Annotated in this window: 17 protein-coding genes and 1 pseudogene; 6 read left to right on the top strand and 12 right to left on the bottom strand. The window is 45.2% G+C overall.

Features of this window, described 5'->3' with window-relative positions:
* Positions 1-55 precede the first annotated feature (55 nt).
* From KHQ79_RS12185 to KHQ79_RS12205, 5 genes and pseudogenes are all read right to left on the bottom strand, one after another.
* On the bottom strand, positions 56-1,435 hold the full coding sequence (locus tag KHQ79_RS12185) for an MFS transporter (protein WP_225515320.1): 1,380 nt from the start codon (positions 1,433-1,435) through the stop codon (positions 56-58).
* A gap of 82 nt (positions 1,436-1,517) precedes the next feature.
* Positions 1,518-2,939 (bottom strand): glucuronate isomerase, encoded by a 1,422-nt coding sequence (uxaC, locus tag KHQ79_RS12190; protein ID WP_225515322.1) that lies wholly within the window; start codon positions 2,937-2,939, stop codon positions 1,518-1,520.
* A 199-nt stretch (positions 2,940-3,138) separates the two neighbouring features.
* Positions 3,139-4,317, bottom strand: coding sequence for an NAD(P)/FAD-dependent oxidoreductase (locus tag KHQ79_RS12195; protein WP_003239165.1), 1,179 nt, complete (start codon positions 4,315-4,317; stop codon positions 3,139-3,141).
* 39 nt (positions 4,318-4,356) lie between these two features.
* Positions 4,357-4,779: a DUF1641 domain-containing protein gene (locus KHQ79_RS12200; RefSeq protein WP_003239166.1), complete on the bottom strand. Its 423-nt coding sequence runs from the start codon at positions 4,777-4,779 to the stop codon at positions 4,357-4,359.
* A 390-nt stretch (positions 4,780-5,169) separates the two neighbouring features.
* A pseudogene (locus tag KHQ79_RS12205) lies at positions 5,170-5,662 on the bottom strand (hypothetical protein).
* Positions 5,663-5,793: 131 nt separating this feature from the next.
* Here KHQ79_RS12205 and KHQ79_RS12210 point away from each other — a divergent pair.
* The 3 genes from KHQ79_RS12210 (at position 5,794) to KHQ79_RS12220 (ending at position 8,392) form a co-directional block, all read left to right on the top strand.
* Positions 5,794-6,768, top strand: coding sequence for a DMT family transporter (locus tag KHQ79_RS12210; protein WP_225515324.1), 975 nt, complete (start codon positions 5,794-5,796; stop codon positions 6,766-6,768).
* A 119-nt stretch (positions 6,769-6,887) separates the two neighbouring features.
* Positions 6,888-7,640 (top strand): ABC transporter ATP-binding protein, encoded by a 753-nt coding sequence (locus KHQ79_RS12215; protein ID WP_225515326.1) that lies wholly within the window; start codon positions 6,888-6,890, stop codon positions 7,638-7,640.
* Entirely contained in the window at positions 7,640-8,392 is a 753-nt protein-coding gene (locus KHQ79_RS12220) for an ABC transporter permease (RefSeq protein WP_019258114.1), read from the top strand. Before KHQ79_RS12215 ends, KHQ79_RS12220 begins: the two co-directional genes overlap by 1 nt.
* Positions 8,393-8,436: 44 nt before the next feature.
* Here KHQ79_RS12220 and KHQ79_RS12225 read toward each other — a convergent pair whose 3' ends face one another.
* Positions 8,437-9,249, bottom strand: coding sequence for a uroporphyrinogen-III synthase (locus KHQ79_RS12225; protein WP_133487831.1), 813 nt, complete (start codon positions 9,247-9,249; stop codon positions 8,437-8,439).
* A 174-nt stretch (positions 9,250-9,423) separates the two neighbouring features.
* On the opposite strand from KHQ79_RS12225, the gene KHQ79_RS12230 reads away from it, so the two are divergent.
* Positions 9,424-9,612, top strand: coding sequence for a DUF8096 family protein (locus KHQ79_RS12230; RefSeq protein WP_019258112.1), 189 nt, complete (start codon positions 9,424-9,426; stop codon positions 9,610-9,612).
* 41 nt (positions 9,613-9,653) lie between these two features.
* Here KHQ79_RS12230 and KHQ79_RS12235 read toward each other — a convergent pair whose 3' ends face one another.
* Both KHQ79_RS12235 and yjiB read right to left on the bottom strand, forming a co-directional pair.
* Positions 9,654-10,832 (bottom strand): glycosyltransferase, encoded by a 1,179-nt coding sequence (locus tag KHQ79_RS12235; protein ID WP_225515328.1) that lies wholly within the window; start codon positions 10,830-10,832, stop codon positions 9,654-9,656.
* Between the two features lie 22 nt (positions 10,833-10,854).
* Positions 10,855-12,045 carry a monooxygenase YjiB gene (gene yjiB, locus KHQ79_RS12240; protein ID WP_225515330.1) on the bottom strand — a complete coding sequence of 397 codons (1,191 nt, stop codon included), beginning with the start codon at positions 12,043-12,045 and terminating at the stop codon, positions 10,855-10,857.
* A 392-nt stretch (positions 12,046-12,437) separates the two neighbouring features.
* On the opposite strand from yjiB, the gene KHQ79_RS12245 reads away from it, so the two are divergent.
* Positions 12,438-12,716 carry a hypothetical protein gene (locus KHQ79_RS12245; RefSeq protein WP_019258109.1) on the top strand — a complete coding sequence of 93 codons (279 nt, stop codon included), beginning with the start codon at positions 12,438-12,440 and terminating at the stop codon, positions 12,714-12,716.
* A gap of 33 nt (positions 12,717-12,749) precedes the next feature.
* Here KHQ79_RS12245 and KHQ79_RS12250 read toward each other — a convergent pair whose 3' ends face one another.
* The 4 genes from KHQ79_RS12250 to fdhF all read right to left on the bottom strand — a co-directional run bounded on the left by KHQ79_RS12250 (position 12,750) and on the right by fdhF (position 17,850).
* Positions 12,750-13,367, bottom strand: coding sequence for an NUDIX hydrolase (locus KHQ79_RS12250; protein WP_225515332.1), 618 nt, complete (start codon positions 13,365-13,367; stop codon positions 12,750-12,752).
* A 93-nt stretch (positions 13,368-13,460) separates the two neighbouring features.
* Complete coding sequence (locus tag KHQ79_RS12255; protein ID WP_060398417.1) at positions 13,461-14,048, bottom strand: DUF4352 domain-containing protein; 588 nt, start codon at positions 14,046-14,048, stop codon at positions 13,461-13,463.
* Between the two features lie 291 nt (positions 14,049-14,339).
* Complete coding sequence (locus KHQ79_RS12260; RefSeq protein WP_225515334.1) at positions 14,340-14,900, bottom strand: helical membrane plugin domain-containing protein; 561 nt, start codon at positions 14,898-14,900, stop codon at positions 14,340-14,342.
* Positions 14,893-17,850 carry a formate dehydrogenase subunit alpha gene (gene fdhF, locus KHQ79_RS12265; protein WP_225515336.1) on the bottom strand — a complete coding sequence of 986 codons (2,958 nt, stop codon included), beginning with the start codon at positions 17,848-17,850 and terminating at the stop codon, positions 14,893-14,895. Before fdhF ends, KHQ79_RS12260 begins: the two co-directional genes overlap by 8 nt.
* 146 nt (positions 17,851-17,996) lie before the next feature.
* Between fdhF and KHQ79_RS12270 the strand changes: the two genes are divergently transcribed.
* Positions 17,997-18,572, top strand: coding sequence for a YjgB family protein (locus KHQ79_RS12270; protein WP_225515338.1), 576 nt, complete (start codon positions 17,997-17,999; stop codon positions 18,570-18,572).
* The last annotated feature ends 143 nt before the right edge of the window (positions 18,573-18,715 follow it).

An 18,715-nucleotide genomic window follows, 5' to 3' on the forward strand; every position in this document is an offset into this window, starting at 1 on the left:
CCTTACAAATACATACTATTTACAAATTATTTTAAATATTCTTTATATTATGCTGTCAGCCCTTTTGATGAAGATCCTGAACGATCTGTGCATGCTGCTGGTCTGTGAGCTTATAAAGAAAGCCGATAATGATCATCGCTAATGCCAAAGCAATGGCCGGATACAGAAGCAGAAGCGCTTTGATGCCGATCAGCGCCTTTGCTGTCTGGACTGCATTCGGCACATAGCCGATAAGCCCCAAACCGATGCCCGAGAGAAAACCAGACAATGACTGAGCAAGCTTTCTGGAGAAATTAAAAAGTGAATATGTCGTTGCTTCTTTCCGTTCACCGGATTTCCATTCGCCATAGTCAATAATATCGGAAACAAGCGCCCACGTGATGCCATTTGGGATACTGATTCCGATAAAGGCGATGCTGGCAAGAATCGTAAACACATAAACGTTTGATGGCAGCATAAAGTTGATCAGATCGGCGGCTACACTGATGCCGAAGCCGATCATTGCCGTTCGTTTCTTTCCAAACATCTTGACGAGCTTTGGCAGGAATACGACGCCCAAAAAGGAAGAACCGATAATAATAAAGTTCATATAAGCCATTAATTCAACATTGCCCAGATTATATTGTGCGAAATAGACTAGCATGGCGGATTTAATGTTGTATGCGGAAATTGAAAAAATCGTCATCAGGACAAGGGTTAACAGCGGTTTATTCGTGATAAATGTTTTGACGACAGAAGAGAGTGTTAATTTTTCTTTTGGCGCTTCTGATATGACAATGCGCTCTTTGCAGTTGCGGTAGCAAATATAGAACCAAATCACACCGAGTGCGGCGAACAAGCCCATGACCACCGGGTAGCCGACCTTCGGATTATCAAACTTGACGAGCAGCGGCATCACAGCCACACTTGTGATAAACAAGGCTCCAAGTGATCCGATTTGGCGGAAAGTCGAAATGGAGGTACGATCCTCAGAATTTTGAGTCATCGCTGCCCCTAATGAGCCGTACGGAATATTCACAAATGAATAGCCGATGCCCCAAATCATGTAGGATGCATATGCATAAATCAGTTTTCCGGTCGTTGATACATTAGGAGACAGAAAAATAAGAACAGTAAGCACCGCAAGCACGATGCTGCCGATTAATAGATAAGGCCTGAATTTCCCCCGTTTGCCGATATTTTTGCGATAATCAATTGATGAGCCGACAATCGGATCTGTTATCGCCGCAAACAGCTTGCTGACTAAAAAAATGCCGCCGGCCATCGCAGCCGGGATTCCCGCTACATCAGTAAAATACTTCAATAAATAAATCTGGCCGAGATCAAACATAAAACCGTTGCCAAAATCACCAAAACCATAGGAAATTTTCTCTTTCAATGAAAGCCTTTTCTCCGTTTCGATCGACACAACCTTATTTGCCAGTTCAGTTCGCATCTTCCACCTCTGTGTCTTAAGAATTTTCGGGTAGTGGTCCGCTCAGGATGACACATGATTGTGATGCTGAGCGGACATTTGGTTACACGTTTGCTTTCTCTTCTTGAAATTGAAAGTAGTGTTTCGCATTGTCATAGCAAATTCCCTGAACAATGTTTCCCAAAAGCTCCATATCATACGGCGCTTCGCCGTTTTCCACCCATTCCCCGATCAAATTGCAGACGATCCGCCTAAAATATTCGTGGCGCGTATAGGAAAGAAAGCTTCTGGAATCGGTGAGCATACCGATAAAGCGGCTGAAAAGCCCGACATTTGACAACGCTTTCATTTGATCCAGCATCCCGTCTTTTGTATCGTTAAACCACCAGGCTGTGCCGAATTGTATTTTTCCCGGGGTAACACCGTCCTGAAAACTGTTGATCATGCTGGCGATGACATAGTTATCGTTTGGATTAAGTGAATATAAAATCGTTTTCGGCAGCTTGTTCTTCATCTCAACTGAATTCAGCAGCTTGTATAAAGGCTTGGCAATTTCTTCATCATTCATAGAATCATAGCCTGTATCAGGTCCGAGCCTCTTCATCATTTTTGTATTCGTGTTTCTTAAAGCGTTGATATGAAACTGCATCGCCCAATCGAGCTCCGCATACAAACCGCAAAGAAACTGAAGCGTATACGTCTTAAATTTCTTCTCATCTTCATAAGAAACACCTGTTCCTTGTAATCTGTCAGAAAAAATCCGTCCCGCTTCCTCTTTTGTCGTTTCGGCAAATACCATTGAATCTATCGCATGATCAGACACTCTGCCGCCGACTGAGTGGAAGAATCGCACCCGTTTTTCTAACGCCTTTAGAAACTCATCATAAGTTGTGATCGAAATGGCTGCTGCACCTTCAAGTGCCTGCACCCAATGAGGAAAGCCTTCACGATTGATCTCAAGTCCCTTATCCGGCCGAAATCCCGGCAGCACGCTGACAGGAAAATCTTTCTCTTCTTTTAATAATAGATGGTATTCAAGAGAATCGACAGGGTCATCAGTTGTGCAAACGACCTTTACATTTGATTTTACGATCAAATCCCTTGCGCCGAAGCCTTCTCCTTGAAGCAGCTCATTCGTCCGTTCCCATATAGCCGGCGCGGATTGCTCATTCAAAATCTCATATATTCCAAAAAAACGCTGCAGTTCTAAGTGAGTCCAATTGTAGAGCGGATTGCCGATCGCCATCGGCACGGTTTTCGCCCAAGCCATAAATTTTTCTTCATCAGTCGCATCGCCTGTAATGTATGTCTCTTCAATCCCATTGGCTCTCATGATGCGCCATTTGTAATGGTCTCCATACAGCCAGGCTTCCGTGATGTTTTGAAATGTCTTATTTTCATAGATTTCTTTCGGACTTAAGTGGCAGTGATAATCAATAATTGGCATGCCTTTCGCATAATTGTGATAGAGGCTGACAGCGGTTTCATTTTTCAACAAAAAATTTTCGCCCATAAAGGGTTCCATGTCCTCACCGTCTTTCATTCTATTTCAAAATGTTAACGTTAACATTTTGATTTGGTTTTATTTTACCTTTATATTCCTCAGGGATCAATCTCTTTTTTTGAAAATGAAATGTTAACGTTAGCAAACAAACGAAAAAAAGACATTGCCGGAAAGCATCCCGAAAGGAACGCTTTTGGCAATGTCCGAGTCCAAAAAAGGATTAGTAAGCTAAGCTGAAAAGTCCTTTGATGTGTGTTAAGTAGCGTACGTTACTTGCTTCTTTCATCAAGGAAGCAGGAAGACCTTTAAGCGGTGTAGAATTTGCACCAATAATGGCAACCGCGTCTTTGCGTCCAAGACTTGCAAGTGTACCAGAGTTTACTGGCTTGAATGTTTCAAGCGTTTTGCCTTCTAAGTAAGCGAATAGGTTGTAACCAATCAGCTCACCCATTTGCCATGCGATTTGTGCAGTTGGCGGATATGGACGGCCGTCTGGAGCAAAGTAAACTGCGCTGTCACCGGCAACGAATACATCTTCATGAGATGTAGATTGCAGGAAGTCATTTACTGTCGCACGTCCGCGGTTCACTTCAAGACCTGATTCACCGACTAATGGGTTACCTTGAACTCCGCCAGTCCAAACAAATGTGTTGGCAACAACTTTTGATCCGTCTTTCAGATCAATTACGTTTCCTTCTACATTTGTAACAGGAAGACCTGTTAAGAACTCAACGCCACGTTTTTCAAGGCTTGCAGTCGCACGTTCGATAAGATCATCCGGAAGAACAGGAAGGATTTTCGGACCTGCTTCAACCAGTTTCAATTTGATTTCTTTATGGTCTACGCCGTATTTTTTCGCAAGGTTCGGCATGATGTCAGCAAGCTCACCGACAAGCTCAACACCTGTTAAGCCGCCTCCGCCGATAAGGATTGTTGCATCTGCTTCGTTTTTCGTTTGAGAGTACTCGCGCACACGATCTTCAACATGTTGGAAGACTTTGTTCGCATCAGCAGCAGATTTCAATACCATGCTGTTTTCTTCAAGACCTGGGATGCCGAAGTAAGCTGTTACTGAACCAAGACCTACAACAAGCGCATCGTAAGATAATGTAGAACCGTCAGCAAGCGCAACTTCTTTTTTATCAACAGAGAAAGAGCTTACTTCCGCGATTTTAAGGTCAATGTCTTTGCCTTTGAAAAGTTTTTCTAGTGGCATTGCAACCGCTTTTTCAGACACGTTGCCTGCTGCAAGACGGTGTAATTCCGTAATGATTTGGTGAGTTGGGTATTTGTTTACCACTGTCACGCGTGCTTGTTCTTTTGTGTAATGTTTGCGAACTGTTAGAGCAGAAAGAACTCCGCCATAACCAGCGCCTAGAATGACAATATGTTTTGACATCGTATATCCTCCGTCCTTTATATCAATTTGAATCTGAGATTATTTTTGGTTTTCGCGTTCGTTCATGACTTCAAGGTAGCTGTTAGCAAAACGGAACAGCTTTTGAGCTTGAGGATCTTTCAGCATACGCAACAGGCCGAAAAGACCAATTGTTTCGTTGCTTGCATCCGCACGGTCTTTCGCTTCGATTGCAGTCGCAGCTACTTCTTTCGCTGTTTCTTTTACAGGCTCAAGAATTTCAGTGATCGCACCGACTGTGTCGCTTTTTAACACTTCGTCAGTTGCTACAGATTGAGCGAAATCATAAGACTTCGTTAAAATATTCACTAACTCAGTCAGCTTTGGAAGCTGGTCAACTAAAACGGTCAGTGATTCTTGAACTTCTGGCTTTAACAGCTGATCAATAAGATCTTGCTGGCTTTGGCTGACAGACGCATTTGTTTGATCGATTGTTTCTGGCATATCCAATTCTCCTTTACTATAAGCAGTTTGCTGATTTTTTTGGAAAGGGTAGTGCCTCTCCCTGGTCTCACGCTTGAAGGCATAAGAATAAGGATTGTGAATTCATGCACAATCATTTACAAAAATAAATGTTTACTACCCAGTTTTTCATCTTGCCATATTCAGTATTATTTTTATCTCAAAAATAAACAATTGAATAAGTCAAAAATCCTTTACTCTCTCTGAAAATAGCAAACACAAAAAACTCCAATTCGATTACCTTCTATATGATAACACTTTTTGAACAAAATTTGAACGTGAATTGCTTCGATTATGAAATTAATTTATTTGGAGCCCGTGTCATAACATTTCTCCGGCACTAGTTATTGACAATCCATCAATTTCTCCCCTTCACTTTACCCATATTTCCAAAAGAGGAGCCCTTTTTCCTGTGATCGGGTCATTCGCCGGCAATGAGACCTGCTTGATCTGTTTCACCGCTTCCTCCCGTTCATTCGGCTCTCCCGTCTTCATATCATACTGAACGCCTCCCGGATAAGCGCCAATGACGGTAAAATCGGAGCTTGCGCTTAACTTTTTATGGCCGACTCCGGCTGGAATCACGACTGCGCCGCCGGATTTGAAAGGAATGGCAGCCCCTTTTTCTCCCCCGAACTGAATCACAGCCTCTCCCCGAACTGCAATCAGCACTTCATGCGTATTGATAATGATGGTATGGAAAAACACTCCCTGACCAGCTGTTTGACCAGCCATGCCTGTTGATGATCCGCTCTGCCTGCTTGGTGTCCCTGAACACGTTTTGATACACAACGAGCGGAAAATCAGGGTGGTTCGGAATCCTGCCGTCATCCTGAAAGAAGTACGTCTGTATCTTTGCTTCCATCAATGTCACCTCCTATTTTTTGTCTTCCACACATAGCGGTTTGCAAAACATGATGTTTTTCTCACGATACCATTGATCTGAATAATACCGAATAGTTTAGTATAAAAAATAATGCCAAAATGAGGGATATCATGAAAGCAATCATTATCGGAATATTAGCCTCACTCTTTTTCGCCGTTACCTTTATTTTAAACAGAGCGATGGAGTTATCCGGAGGCAGCTGGCCTTGGAGCTCTTCGCTGCGCTTTATTTTTATGGTGCCGTTTTTATGTTTGATTGTCATCATGAGAGGGACATTCGCTCCTCTCTTACAAGAGATGCGGAAAAAGCCGTTTTTTTGGATCAAATGGAGCTTTGTCGGCTTCGTGCTTTTTTACGCGCCGATCACATTTGCGGCTGCATACGGTCCCGGGTGGCTTGTAGCCGGAACTTGGCAAATTACCATTGTAGCCGGCGTGCTCTTATCTCCTTTGTTCTATGTCAAAAAAGACATGCCGGGCGGGCCGCAGCTCGTTCGTCAAAAGATTCCCCTTGTATCACTTAGCACTTCCGTGATCATCCTGATCGGAGCGGCGCTGATTCAGCTTCAGCATGCAGAATCGCTTTCCGGGAAGATGCTGCTTTTCAGTGTGCTGCCGGTTGTTATTGCGGCTTTTGCCTATCCGTTAGGAAACCGGAGAATGCTCGAAGAATACGGAGGCCGGCTTGATACATTTCAGCGTGTGCTGGGAATGACCTTGGCAAGCCTTCCGTTCTGGCTTATAGTAGCAGCGTACGGCTGGTGGTCAGATGGCCTTCCGACAGCGGGACAAACTGTTCAATCCTTTATCGTTGCCGTCAGCTCAGGCATCATTGCGCCCGTTTTATTTTTCTGGGCCACTGATATGGTAAGAGACAATCCGCAAAAACTCGCAGCCGTTGAAGCAACTCAATCAGGTGAAGTGATTTTCGCGCTGCTTGGTGAAATTGTTCTGCTGTCAGGCGTGTTCCCATCTCTTTTATCATTTGCCGGTTTATTCATTATTATTGCGGGGATGGTGTTACATACCTTCGCTTCACAGCCGAGAAAACCGAAAAAGAAAACACAGTCAAATCTGACCGCGTAGCATCTGCCGGAGAATGGGTGAAAGCCTGTTCTCCTTTATTTTTGCTACCAAAAGCCATCTGTTTCACGTTATATTTAAATATAGGTTCAGCCTACTTATACTGAAAGGTGATTAATGTAATGGAAGCAAACGATCAAACACAAAACATACCAGCCATCTCCTTCAAATCAGTCAGAAAAAGCTATGAACAAGATGGACAAACTTATGATGTATTGCAAGACATCACCGGAGACATTCAACAGGGCGCAATCGTGGCCGTTTTAGGCCCTTCCGGATCAGGCAAAAGCACCCTCCTTTCCATGTGCAATTTAATGAGAACGCCTGACAACGGCGAAGTAAAAATATACGGAAAGGAAGTCAGGGAATGGAATGTCAATAAGCTGAGGCGAACGGCAGCCCTCGCGTTTCAATCGGCTCCCGTCCTCGATGGGACAGTTCGTGACAATCTAAGTCTGGTCCAAAGGCTGCATCAATCCCAGCTGTACTCCCCTGAAGAGCTTGCTTCTCTAACAGGACTGTCATCAGATCTGTTAGACAGAAGCGCCAAGGATTTATCGGGCGGACAGCGTCAAAGACTGTCACTAGCCAGAACACTCGCAAATCCTTCCTCTATTCTATTGTTGGACGAAATTACGTCGGCCCTGGACCCGGTTTCTGCTCTTGAGGTTGAAGGGCTGATCAAAAAGCAGCATCAAGAGAAAAAGCTGACGGTCATGTGGGTGACTCATAATATGGAGCAGGCAAAACGAGTAGCCGATACCATTTGGTTTATGGCGGATGGCCGGCTGCTGGAAATCGCAGAAACTGAAACATTTTTCTCTAATCCGCAGCATGAAACAGCCAAAGAGTTTTTGAAGGGAGGTACCCGGTAATGGATTACCTTTCCCTCTCTTTAACGATGATCTTTGTTTTGATCGCCTTGTTTTTATCAAAATCCTTTAAAGCCGGCGTAGAAAAAGACATGATCATTGCCACCATCCGGGCCGCGGTACAGCTGCTTATCATCGGTTATGTACTGTCGCTGATTTTCCGCGGAGACCATCCTGTTTTTATCCTTCTGATGGTGCTATTAATGCTGGCAGTGGCAGCGCAAAATGTCATCAAACGAAAGAAAAATACAATCGGTTCGTTTTGGAGGGTATTCGCCGCGTTAGCGATTGTAGAAATTGTGACGCAGGGAATTCTCTTGTCTCTTCATATCATCCCGCTTACGGCCCGATATGTCATTCCGATCAGCGGAATGGTCATCGGAAATTCGATGGTGCTCGCAAGTTTGTTTTTAAACCGGCTCAGCTCTGAAGTCGGCGTGCGTAAAGAAGAAATTCAGTTAATATTGTCTCTTGGAGGCACACCGAAGCAATCTATACAGCGTATTCTTACTTCTGCGATGAAAATGAGTATGATCCCAACTCTAGAAAGCCAGAAAACACTTGGGCTTGTCCAGCTTCCTGGCATGATGACAGGCCAGATTCTAGCCGGTGCGGACCCGATTCAGGCGGTACGCTTTCAGCTCTTAATCGTATTTACAACGATGGCGTCAGCCGCGCTGACATGTGTGATCTTAAGCGTGCTGACATACCCGTCATTATTCACCGCGCATCAGCAGCTGAAGCAGAATGGATGACAGACAAAAGCCGCTTTCCCTTGGAGAGCGGCTTTTTGTACGGGTTATTCCTTTTCTTCATAATACTTGGACAGCTCAATAATCATCGCGCCCATCCGCTCAATCTCCGGAGCAAGCAGTCTTGTGATACCTTCTTCCCGCAGTGCTTCAGCAGTCACTTTTCCGACAGCCGCGGCAATGGCGCGCTCTTCGAATACGGTCTTCACTTCATCGATATAGCCGCGCTCCTTGGCAAACTCAAACAGGGAACGAACCTGAATTGCCGTTGTAAAACAAACGGCATCGATCTCATTGTTTATCAGCTCTCGGCATAACCGCTCCACCGTTTCCTCCTCCGGCGGGATGTGCTGATAAGGCAGAATCGGCAGGACAGACGCGCCTTTTTTTTCAAGAAATGCCATGAGGGCCGGCGCTTTTTCGCCATGAAGCTGCACCATGACTGTTTTTCCTGAAAAGTCGTGAGGCTCCAAGGAACGGATTAAGCCTCTTGTTGTCCCATCTTCATCCGAAGCTTCAGGTGTGATCCCTAGCTTTTTCAGCGCAGCCAGCGTTTTGTATCCCCGGCATGCCGCTTTCGCCTGGCGAATCGCCTGCAGAAACTCGTCTTTCAGACCGATTTTCTCTGCCATATCGACAAGAGTCTCCGTGCCAATGCCTGTCGTGAAAATGACCCAGTCAGCTTTTTCTTCCGCAAATGTTCGCAAATCCGGCTCCACCTGCTTCTCTGCCAAGTAAACCGTTCCTTGGAGAGGACGGATGACAGGAGTTCCGCCCTGTTTTTCAATGATCGTGCTGATTTCTTCCGTTTTTCGGGAGCCCCCGATCGCCACGCGTTTTCCCTGCAATCCTTTTCCCATACCCGTTTTCTCTCCTCTTTGCATAGGCTTTTTATGTATACAAGCTTAATAAAGCTATTGTGGCGCATACAAAGGGAGAAATCAAGATAAATCCAAACCTCTACTATCCATTGAATACGCCGGAAGCTTGCTGTAAGATATACAGCAGACACGTTTACGAACGGAGGATCGATCATGGAAACAAAAAAAGAAGAATATGAAACAAAGGGTTACGATACATCGATCATTTACGAGTTTAATGAATATCCGGACGTCCACAGCGGGCGCTGCGACAATTGTGATTACACACTGTTCAAAAGCTCTGTAAAAGGCGGAAAATTTCTTAGAGAATGTCGAAGATGCGGGATGAAAAAAAATATTTAAACAAAAAACCGAAATCGTATTTTGATTTCGGTTTTTGTGATTTACTGCGGTACAGCGGATTTTTTCATAAACACTTCAATCTCAGCAGCCGCACGCTCCGCTCCGCCTGCTTCTTTTACATCTTTTTGCATATTCTTGACGCGGCTGAGCACCTCCTGATCACCTGCTACCGCCTGCACCGCTTCTTGCAGTCTGGAAACCGTCACTTCTTCTTTCGGCAAATAAACGCCGAGCCCTAAATCATCGACACGCTTCGCGGTGAGCTCCTGCTCATACATTTGTGGAATAACGACAAGCGGCACACCTGCATTCATCGCCTCCATCGTACTGTTCATCCCGCCATGAGAAATAAACAAATCGGCTCTCTCCAATACCTCAAGCTGCGGCACGCTTTGGCGAATGGTAAAGTGAGCAGGGATATCACCCAGGCTTTCAGGATCAATCGATTTCCCGACCGACATGATCACTTGCCATGAAGAATCTCTAAATGCCTCGATGCACATCTTGTAAAATTCCGGCCATGCGTTAAACGCCGTTCCCAAGGAAATCAGCATAACCGGGCGATCATCCTTTTCAATCAACAGGCTTTCTTGTTCCGTCCGTTTTCCAAGGGATGGGCCGACAAAACAGAAACGGTCATCAAACGTCTCATGCTGAATCTGAAAGGACTTCGGCATAAAGACAATATTTAATGCTTCCGGCACAGCTAATTGTTCAAATGAAACAGCCGGCAATTGCTCTTGCTCCAAGTAGGCTTTAAATTCAGCCTCTGCTTCTCTTATTTTTTTCAGCATGTCTTCACTTCCGAGCTGAAAGGATTCATTTTGGGCATATGATGAACAGAGCTTGATGACCGGCACATTAAGCTTGTCGGCAAATAATTTTCCCGCCAGGGCGATAAAATCATAGATAACCAGATCAGGCTGATCATCCTGATATAAATCCTCAAGCTGCGGCAGAATGCTGAGTGATTCTTTCAAAAGACTGAGCGTCGTCTCATTCTTTTCCATCATCTCCCTGATTTGCTTAGGATCAATATTCAAGGAAGTATGATAGATCAATGCTTCTGCACCTGCTTGCTGAACAGCAGGCGCGAACTCCTCAGTCGTCGCATACGTAACACGGTGCCCTTTCTCACAAAGCTTCTCCACTAATGCAAGCGTAGGATTGACATGCCCGTACGCCGGAATATTGATAATCGAAATATGGTGCTTTTTCATGAATCACCAGTCTCCTTTTTTATTAAATTTTGACACGGAAGCTCTTTAATCCGTATATCACGCTGTTTTCAATCGGAGTGATACTAACGCATTCCATATGAGAGAAAGCAGAAATCAAAGATGTTAACGCGATATTTGCTTCAAGACGGGCAAGCGGTGCCCCAAGACAAAAATGGATGCCGTGGCCAAACGCGATATGCGGATTGGGATGGCGGCGGATATCAAACATGTGCGGCCTGTCAAACTTCGCTTCATCACGATTTGCTGATGCCACAAAAGCCAGAACCATATCTCCTTCTTTAATCAGGTGCCCCCCGATCTCCGTATCCCGTTTGGCAATGCGCCTCAAAACCGGGGCAGGCGCCCTGAAACGCAGGGCCTCCTCGACTGCCTGAGGCATCAGTTCAGGATGGCTGCGCAGTTCATCGTATATATCCGGCGTTTCTAATATGCTGTACATCGCATTTGAAATCAGGTTTGTGGTGGTTTCATTTCCAGCTACCAGCAGCAGCGTGCAAAACGGAATCAGCCCTTCTCCGGACAGCTTTTCGCCTGTTTCTTCAGCTTTTACTAAAATTGAAATGATGTCCTGTGCCGGTTTGTTTCGCTTTTCTTCTATGATGCCGGCAAAAAACGTGGCCAGTTCTTCCTCGCACTTGTTTCGTTCTTCCAAAAAGGCTTTTTCAGCTTCTTCACTTTTATCCTTCGGTGTGCTGACCAGAAGATCAGACCATGCTTTAAACTGATCCATATGCTCCGAAGGCACTCCCAGCAGCTCAGATATCACGATAACCGGAAGCGGGTATGAAAAATCGTGAACAAGGTCAAACTCACTTCGCCCTTGAAATTTTTGAATCAGTTCATCTGTGATTTCCTGAATTCTCGGTTCCCATTGCTTCATCACACGCGGTGTGAAGGCTTTATTCACTACAGAACGGATTTGCGTATGCCTTGGCGGGTCCATATTAATAATGGAATTCCCGATAGAGCTTGACTGCTGCGGCATATAACTGGAAAACACCTCTTTATCCCCAATGACTTTTTTGACATCATCATAAAGAAAAACGCTCCACACTTGGTTTTCTTCATCAAAGGAAACAGGCGCATCCTTTCTCATCGATTCGTACCACGGAAACGGATGATACGCATCCTGTTTGTTTTTTCCATTGAGCAACGCTCGCTGCAAGGCTTGCCGTCGGTTTAACACATTCACGTATTGTCACTCCCCTTGAAAGAATTCAGCAATTGACGCTCTTCTTCACCTCCCGCTTTCGAAAAAGAGAGGGACAATCAAGTATAGACAGATTGGATAACAGCAGGCAGGCGATCATGATGTCCGATGCAGGCATCATATATTCCCCCTCGAATTTCGTTCATCTTACCATAATCTTTCAATTTTTTTCTATTCAGCACTGCCGCTTTGGCTCACAACGTGACCTTAGACATAAGCATGTAAATTCACTATGCATTCAATTGCACACACTCCGACAGAAAACACCCCCTATTCTCAACCAATAGCACTAACCCCAAAAATGACTTTCCCATTATATAAACCAAGCTGATTCTATGATTAAATAGAAGGTAAAAGGTGAAGGAGAGAACAACATGGCAGCACAGACCAATTTCAAAAAACAAGTTGTCGGCATCCTACTTTCACTTGCATTTGTATTGTTTGTGTTCTCTTTTTCTGAGAGACATGAAAAACCGCTTGTTGAGGGAAAAAAGCAGGAAAACTGGCATACTGTCGTTGACAAAGCCTCTGTCGAGATTTACGGCAGCCGATTAGTTGAAGAAAACAAATTAAAGCAAAAACTCGGCCATAAACAAGCCGATTCTATTTTGACTCTTCTGAAACTCTCCAGCGAAAAACATATTGCGCTATAAACAAAGAAAGAGCCTTCCTGGCTCTTTCTTTGTTTAGTCAAATATCGTTTTCTTGTCCGGATAACGCAAAAAGTCAAACAAAACGCTGAGCTGTGAAGGTGTGTTTCGTTTTGGAGAAAGCGGCGGGAGCCTGTCTTCCGGAAAAAAAGCGGCGTGATTCGTCTCAATTCCTATTTCCCCCTGATCGCCTGTTATGCTGCATTCAATGAATATCTTATAGTAATGATACGGCTGAGGCGGATGAGGATGCTTATGGCTGTCTAGCACGGCCAGCAATCGAGACGGTTCTGTATCGTACCCCGACTCTTCTTTGATTTCCTTGATCACGTTTTCTGCTGGTGATAAACCAATCTCGCAAAACCCGCCCGGCAGCGACCACAGCTCATCGTGCTTCTCCCGGACAAGCAAAATCTGATTCTCTCGAAATACTGCTCCGCGAACATCCGCTTTCGGTGTCGGATAGCCTTTCTCGCCCTTCCATAAATCAGTGATGACTTCAATTTCCGTCTGCGAGTAATCCGCCATCATCTCTACGCTGAGCTTCATCAGCTCTTCGTATCTTTCCCTGTCATATACATCCTTGGAAAAAGCAAGCCCTGCCTGTGCGATCGCCTGAATCCGCTGTGCCCGTTCCAGCCATTTGGTTTGCATAATTGATCACCTCACTCCCATTTTATACTATCAATCTCTTTTAAAATAAAAAAAGCATGCTCCGATTTTCCGGTGACATGCTCAAAAGATACCTTAATTCAGTTTTACGAAATATGTAATATCCTCTGTTTCAAAATTTAAAAATGATGGATTATATGACAGATTAAGGTTTTTTTCTCCTTTTGGAATCACGAAACTAACTGTGCCTGTTACCTTTTTACCCGAGGCTAACTTCCCTGATTTAAGGCTTGTTTTCAGGTCAGCTGTAGATACTATGTTTGCTCTGATCGATTGATCTTTGCCGTCTTTCAATTCAAAACCGCCACTCGTATAATTGAAAGACTTGTCGCTTGTATTTTCGATCGTTACCTCAGCTATTAAAAATTCTTCATTATTATTTATTGTTTTTTCTTTCTCGCCAATTTTTGTCTTATACTCGCCTTGTTCTGCCGTCGTATATACTTTATTGACCGAGAAATTTGTGCTGGAAGCTTTAAAAGTTTCGCCTACTTTATGCACCTTTTCATCCGTTTTGGTTTCTTTTTCCTCTGTTTTCTTTTCCGTTGCTGTTGCTTCTTTCTTTTCTGTCTTTTGCTCAGCTGACGCATCACTGGACTGGCTGCACGCAGAAAGCGCAAATCCAATCGTTAGCACAAACAAAATGAATAATACTTTTTTCATTGCTGTTCCTCCATCTAAAGTAATCGTTTTCTATTATAATCACGCTTTTCCTTTTCTTAACAGGGAACAAAGTAACAAATTACTCTATCATATCCATTCATAGTATAGGTCAGCCAATGACATAGAGATTTATCCTTTACTGGAAAAAATACTGGACAGGCCGGTGATGGCATATCATTTTCCAAAACAAAAACTTCTTTGTCTTGTTTCTATTTTAGATATTTCTTCCTGGTTCCTAAGGCTCATTTCACACAAAAACCCAAGCTGGCAGCAGCCGGCTCGGGCAGGTAATCAATCTCGCTTATTCATTTCCCTTTTCTCTCTGGGCTCCTGATGATGTTTTTGGTGCTCCGGAGGCTGCGTCGTGCGTTCCAGCTCCTTTGTATCTTGTCCCATTCCTTTCAAAAAGGAGAAGAGCAGCGTAACTGCTTTGTTGATTTCCGGGTCTTTGAGCGAACGGATGATATCAAAATAACCTGTTTTCTCTTCGCTGTTCTTCTGTTCCACCGCGTTTGCCACACCCGCATTCACTTTCAAAATGAGAGGCTCCAGCTGTTTTACGTCCAGCATGCCGAGCGTTCCAAACAGAAGAAGCAGATTTTTCAGCGTATTGGCCGTTTCCTCTGTATCTGCCTTTTTCACTAGGATATCAAGGACTTTATCTCCTTGGCCAAAAAGGCCGCGGAGCAATGGAAGGACGCCGCGCTCGTTCATGTGGCCGAGCATTTGCGTCGTTTCAAGAATGGCTTCCTTATTTTCGACTAATGCATCTTCAATTTCTTTCATATCACGCTTTCGCTGATCCTCTTCGGTTACCTCGATTTTTTGAATTCGTTTAATCGCTTTAGCCATTATGTCCGATCCCCCTTTTCACTGCGTCGCCAGGAAAAATATAATCCTTCCGCGCCCATTTCTTTTGTACTTGCACACCGATTTGCGGCTGCGGATTGCCGTTGCGGTGATTGATGTTAGGAAGCGGATTGGTTCCGTCGTGTTTCAAAATTTCCATTTTGGCTGATGTTTCTTTGTATGCAGGCGTATCGGTATCCTTATCGGCATGGCTGCCTGTTAACAGGTTGATCGCCGCTTCCCCTGAATCGTTCATTGGCAGGTATACTTCCTTCCCTTTGACACGATCCGTTATCAGGCACTTCACTTTGACATTTCCGAAAGGCGATGTGAGTCTGACAAGGGTTCCGTCCTGAATTCCCCGTTCCGCCGCAAGCTCAGGAGAAATTTCTAAGAACACTTCCGGTGTTTTCTTCGAAATGCCTTTTGATTTGTAGGTCAGGTTTCCTTCGTGGAAATGCTCCAAGAGCCGCCCATTGTTGACATGGATATCATATTCCTCACCGAATTCTTCAGGCTCTGTCCACTGAACAGGATAGAGAATGGCTTTGCCGTCCGGGAAAGGAAAGCGCTCTGTAAAGAGTAAAGGCGAATCTTTTCCATCAGCGTTTACAGGCCATTGAAGGGAATTGTAGCCTTCAAGGCGTTCATAGGTGACGCCGGCATAAATCGGCGACAGCATGGCTGCTTCCTCCATAATGTCTCCAGGGTGCCCATAGTGCCAGTCAGCGCCAAGCTTATTGGCAACCTCCATAATAATCTGCCAGTCAGGCTTTGATTCGCCCAGCGGTTCAAACACCTGATACAGCCGCTGAATACGGCGTTCTGTATTAGTAAAGGTGCCCTCTTTTTCAAGGCTCGGGCTCGCAGGAAGAACAACATCAGCAAACTCGGCTGTACGTGAAAGGAAAATATCCTGCACCACAAAGAAATCAAGCTTTTCATATGCGGCGTGTACATGATTGATATTGGAATCGACCAGGCCCATTTCTTCACCTTTTACATACATCGCTTTCAGCTGGCCGGAATGGATTTTTTCGATCATTTCATGATTGGTCATGCCCGGCTCCTTCGGCAGCGGCACACCCCACGCCCGCTCGTATTTTTGGCGGACTTGTTCGTCCGTTACTTTTTCATAGCCCGGCAGTCTGTCAGGCATGCTTCCGAAGTCACTTGCTCCCTGCACGTTGTTATGGCCGCGCAATGGGTAAGAGCCTGCTCCCGGTTTCCCGTAGTTTCCTGTCACAAGCAGCAGATTAGAGATTGCGGTGCTCGTGTCACTTCCGCCAATATGCTGTGTCACGCCCATTGCCCACAATGCGCACACGCTGTCAGCCTGGCCAATCATCTCCGCCATTTGGATAAGCGTTTCTTGATCAATTCCGGTTTTCTCCTCGGCATATTCAAGGGTATATGGTGCCAGGCTTCTTACATATTCATCCCGTCCGTTCACTTTTTCCCGCAAAAAGCGTTCATCGGCCTTGCCGTTTTCAATTAAATATTTGGCGATGGCATTCAGCCAGACGATATCTGATCCGGCACGCGGCTGAACAAATAAATCAGAGCGCTCTGCCATTTCGTGTTTTCTGATATCCGCTACGATCACTTTCTGCCCTCTCAGCTTATGTGCCCGTTTAATGCGAGTGGACAAGACCGGATGTGACTCTGACGTGTTCGAACCGATAATCAACACAAGATCCGCTTGCGCGATATCTGTAATTGATCCTGAGTCACCGCCATAGCCGACCGTCCGGAACAGGCCGGCAGTCGCAGGAGATTGGCAATAGCGCGAGCAGTTGTCCACATTATTTGTGCCGATGATCCCCCTGGCCAGCTTTTGCATGAGATAGGATTCTTCATTTGTACATTTAGAAGATGTAATAAAAGCGAGTGAATCCGGGCCAAACTCTTCTTTTAAATCCGTGAACTTGCTGGCGATCAGCGATAACGCTTCCTCCCACTCCGCTTCACGGAAACGGTCGCCTTCGCGGATCAGCGGCTTTGTCAGGCGTTCCTCGCTGTTCACGAAATCCCAGCCGAACTTCCCTTTTACACAGGTAGAAATGCCGTTGGCTGGCGCTTCCTCCTGCGGCTCGACTTTCAGAATGTCTCTGCCCTTTGTCCAGACATCAAAGCTGCAGCCGACACCGCAATAGGTGCAGACGGTTTTCGTTTTCTTGATTCGTTCATCACGCATGGCGGATTCCATATCAGAAATGGCGAGAATCGAGCCGTAACCTGTCTCTACGCCTTTTGTAATCTCGATCATCGGACGGAGCGTTTCGTTATCAATGCCTGTTAAATATCCGGCTTCCCCTTCCATTCCTTTTTCCATCATCGCGTTACACGGACAGACAGTTGAACAGTGGCCGCATGATACACACGACGACTCATTGATCGGCACATCATTATCCCAAATGACGCGCGGGCGCTTCCGTTCCCAATCAATGGTCAATGTTTCAGTTACCTGAACGTCCTGGCACGCTTCGACACAGCGGCCGCACAAAATACATTGATCCGGATCGTACCGGTAAAACGGATGGGATTCATCCTTATGGTAAGGCTTCTGATCAAACGGGATGCTTTGGTGATTGATTTTCATTTCCTTCACCGTATTATGTATTTCGCATCCCCCGTTGTTGTAATCGCAAACTGTACAATAAAGCTCATGATTATATAAAATCTTGTCCATCCCGATGACCTGCGCTTTTTTCACATCAGGCAAAAGCGTATCAATGACGTCCCCATCCTTTAATTCAGCTGAGCACGATCTTTTCAGCTCACCATTGATGCTAACTATGCACGTATCGCATGTTTCAATCGGCCCTAAGCTTGGATGATAGCAAACTTGCGGCACTTCAATTGAACTGTTATTCAAAAGCTGCAGCACCGTCTGTTCCTCGGACGCCTCCATTTCAACGCCGTTTATTGTGATTTTTTTCTTGTCAGCCATCTCCATTCCCCTTTCTTGCTTGTATATACCGAATTACCCATTTCAGTTCCCCTACAAGGACTCAGCAAAACATACAAAGCGCACCCACATGTTTTATTGCATAAACACCGGGAAACGAGATGGTAGATGATAAAGGAGGGATCGACATGAAAAAAACAATGTCTGTTCTAACCGCGGCAGCCGTACTGACAGGCACACTTTCCGGCTTGGGAGCGGCGTCCTTTTCAACACCGGCAAAGGGCGTAACTCAAACAAACACGCTCTCTGAAAACACAAACCAATCAGCCGCCGAGCTTGTCAAAAATCTCTACAGCACCGCCTACACAGGAGAAATGCCTCAGCAGGCGCAAGGCCTTACCGTTAACAAAAGCACGAAAGGCGATGTCCACGCTGCACTAGGGGAACCGGAACGACCATCTGGAGGAGACAATCGGTTTGATTTATATCACTGGAATATGGGCCAGCCGGGCTACGGATTTTCCTATCATAAAGACATGACGATTTCAGAAATCCGCTACTTTGGGACCGGGGTCGAACGGCAGCTGAATTTAGGCGGGGTTACGCCGGAAGTGCTGCAAAATGAAATAGGCCCCGCGAATCGAGTATTAACCGTCCCGTTTACTGATGAAATCGATTATGTATATGACACAGGCCGATATGAACTCCATTTTGTAATAGGCACGGACCAGACCGCTGACCATGTAAACCTAAAAGCAAAATAAAACCATCATGCGGCTGGGGACTGACCCCATAAGATGAGACAAATAAAAACACCTTCAAGTTTGAATACGGATGATTGTTATCCGAAATTAGACTTGGAGGTGTTTTTTCTATGGGGACAAGAGTGAGTTATCCGGTTGAAGTG

It is taken from the genome of Bacillus sp. TSO22 (assembly GCF_020223595.1).
Lineage (GTDB): Bacteria > Bacillota > Bacilli > Bacillales > Bacillaceae > Bacillus > Bacillus inaquosorum.

What these genes read in the sequence shown, in the direction of transcription:
- KHQ79_RS12245 (WP_019258109.1), top strand. Translation starts at nt 12,438, where the DNA reads ATGGCAGCACAGACCAATTTCAAAAAACAAGTTGTCGGCATCCTACTT.
- KHQ79_RS12260 (WP_225515334.1), bottom strand. Translation starts at nt 14,900, where the DNA reads ATGGCTAAAGCGATTAAACGAATTCAAAAAATCGAGGTAACCGAAGAG.
- KHQ79_RS12195 (WP_003239165.1), bottom strand. Translation starts at nt 4,317, where the DNA reads ATGTCAAAACATATTGTCATTCTAGGCGCTGGTTATGGCGGAGTTCTT.
- KHQ79_RS12250 (WP_225515332.1), bottom strand. Translation starts at nt 13,367, where the DNA reads ATGCAAACCAAATGGCTGGAACGGGCACAGCGGATTCAGGCGATCGCA.
- fdhF (WP_225515336.1), bottom strand. Translation starts at nt 17,850, where the DNA reads ATGGCTGACAAGAAAAAAATCACAATAAACGGCGTTGAAATGGAGGCG.
- KHQ79_RS12235 (WP_225515328.1), bottom strand. Translation starts at nt 10,832, where the DNA reads ATGAAAAAGCACCATATTTCGATTATCAATATTCCGGCGTACGGGCAT.
- uxaC (WP_225515322.1), bottom strand. Translation starts at nt 2,939, where the DNA reads ATGGAACCCTTTATGGGCGAAAATTTTTTGTTGAAAAATGAAACCGCT.
- KHQ79_RS12270 (WP_225515338.1), top strand. Translation starts at nt 17,997, where the DNA reads ATGAAAAAAACAATGTCTGTTCTAACCGCGGCAGCCGTACTGACAGGC.
- KHQ79_RS12255 (WP_060398417.1), bottom strand. Translation starts at nt 14,048, where the DNA reads ATGAAAAAAGTATTATTCATTTTGTTTGTGCTAACGATTGGATTTGCG.
- KHQ79_RS12215 (WP_225515326.1), top strand. Translation starts at nt 6,888, where the DNA reads ATGGAAGCAAACGATCAAACACAAAACATACCAGCCATCTCCTTCAAA.
- KHQ79_RS12200 (WP_003239166.1), bottom strand. Translation starts at nt 4,779, where the DNA reads ATGCCAGAAACAATCGATCAAACAAATGCGTCTGTCAGCCAAAGCCAG.
- KHQ79_RS12225 (WP_133487831.1), bottom strand. Translation starts at nt 9,249, where the DNA reads ATGGGAAAAGGATTGCAGGGAAAACGCGTGGCGATCGGGGGCTCCCGA.
- KHQ79_RS12185 (WP_225515320.1), bottom strand. Translation starts at nt 1,435, where the DNA reads ATGCGAACTGAACTGGCAAATAAGGTTGTGTCGATCGAAACGGAGAAA.
- KHQ79_RS12220 (WP_019258114.1), top strand. Translation starts at nt 7,640, where the DNA reads ATGGATTACCTTTCCCTCTCTTTAACGATGATCTTTGTTTTGATCGCC.
- KHQ79_RS12230 (WP_019258112.1), top strand. Translation starts at nt 9,424, where the DNA reads ATGGAAACAAAAAAAGAAGAATATGAAACAAAGGGTTACGATACATCG.
- KHQ79_RS12210 (WP_225515324.1), top strand. Translation starts at nt 5,794, where the DNA reads ATGAAAGCAATCATTATCGGAATATTAGCCTCACTCTTTTTCGCCGTT.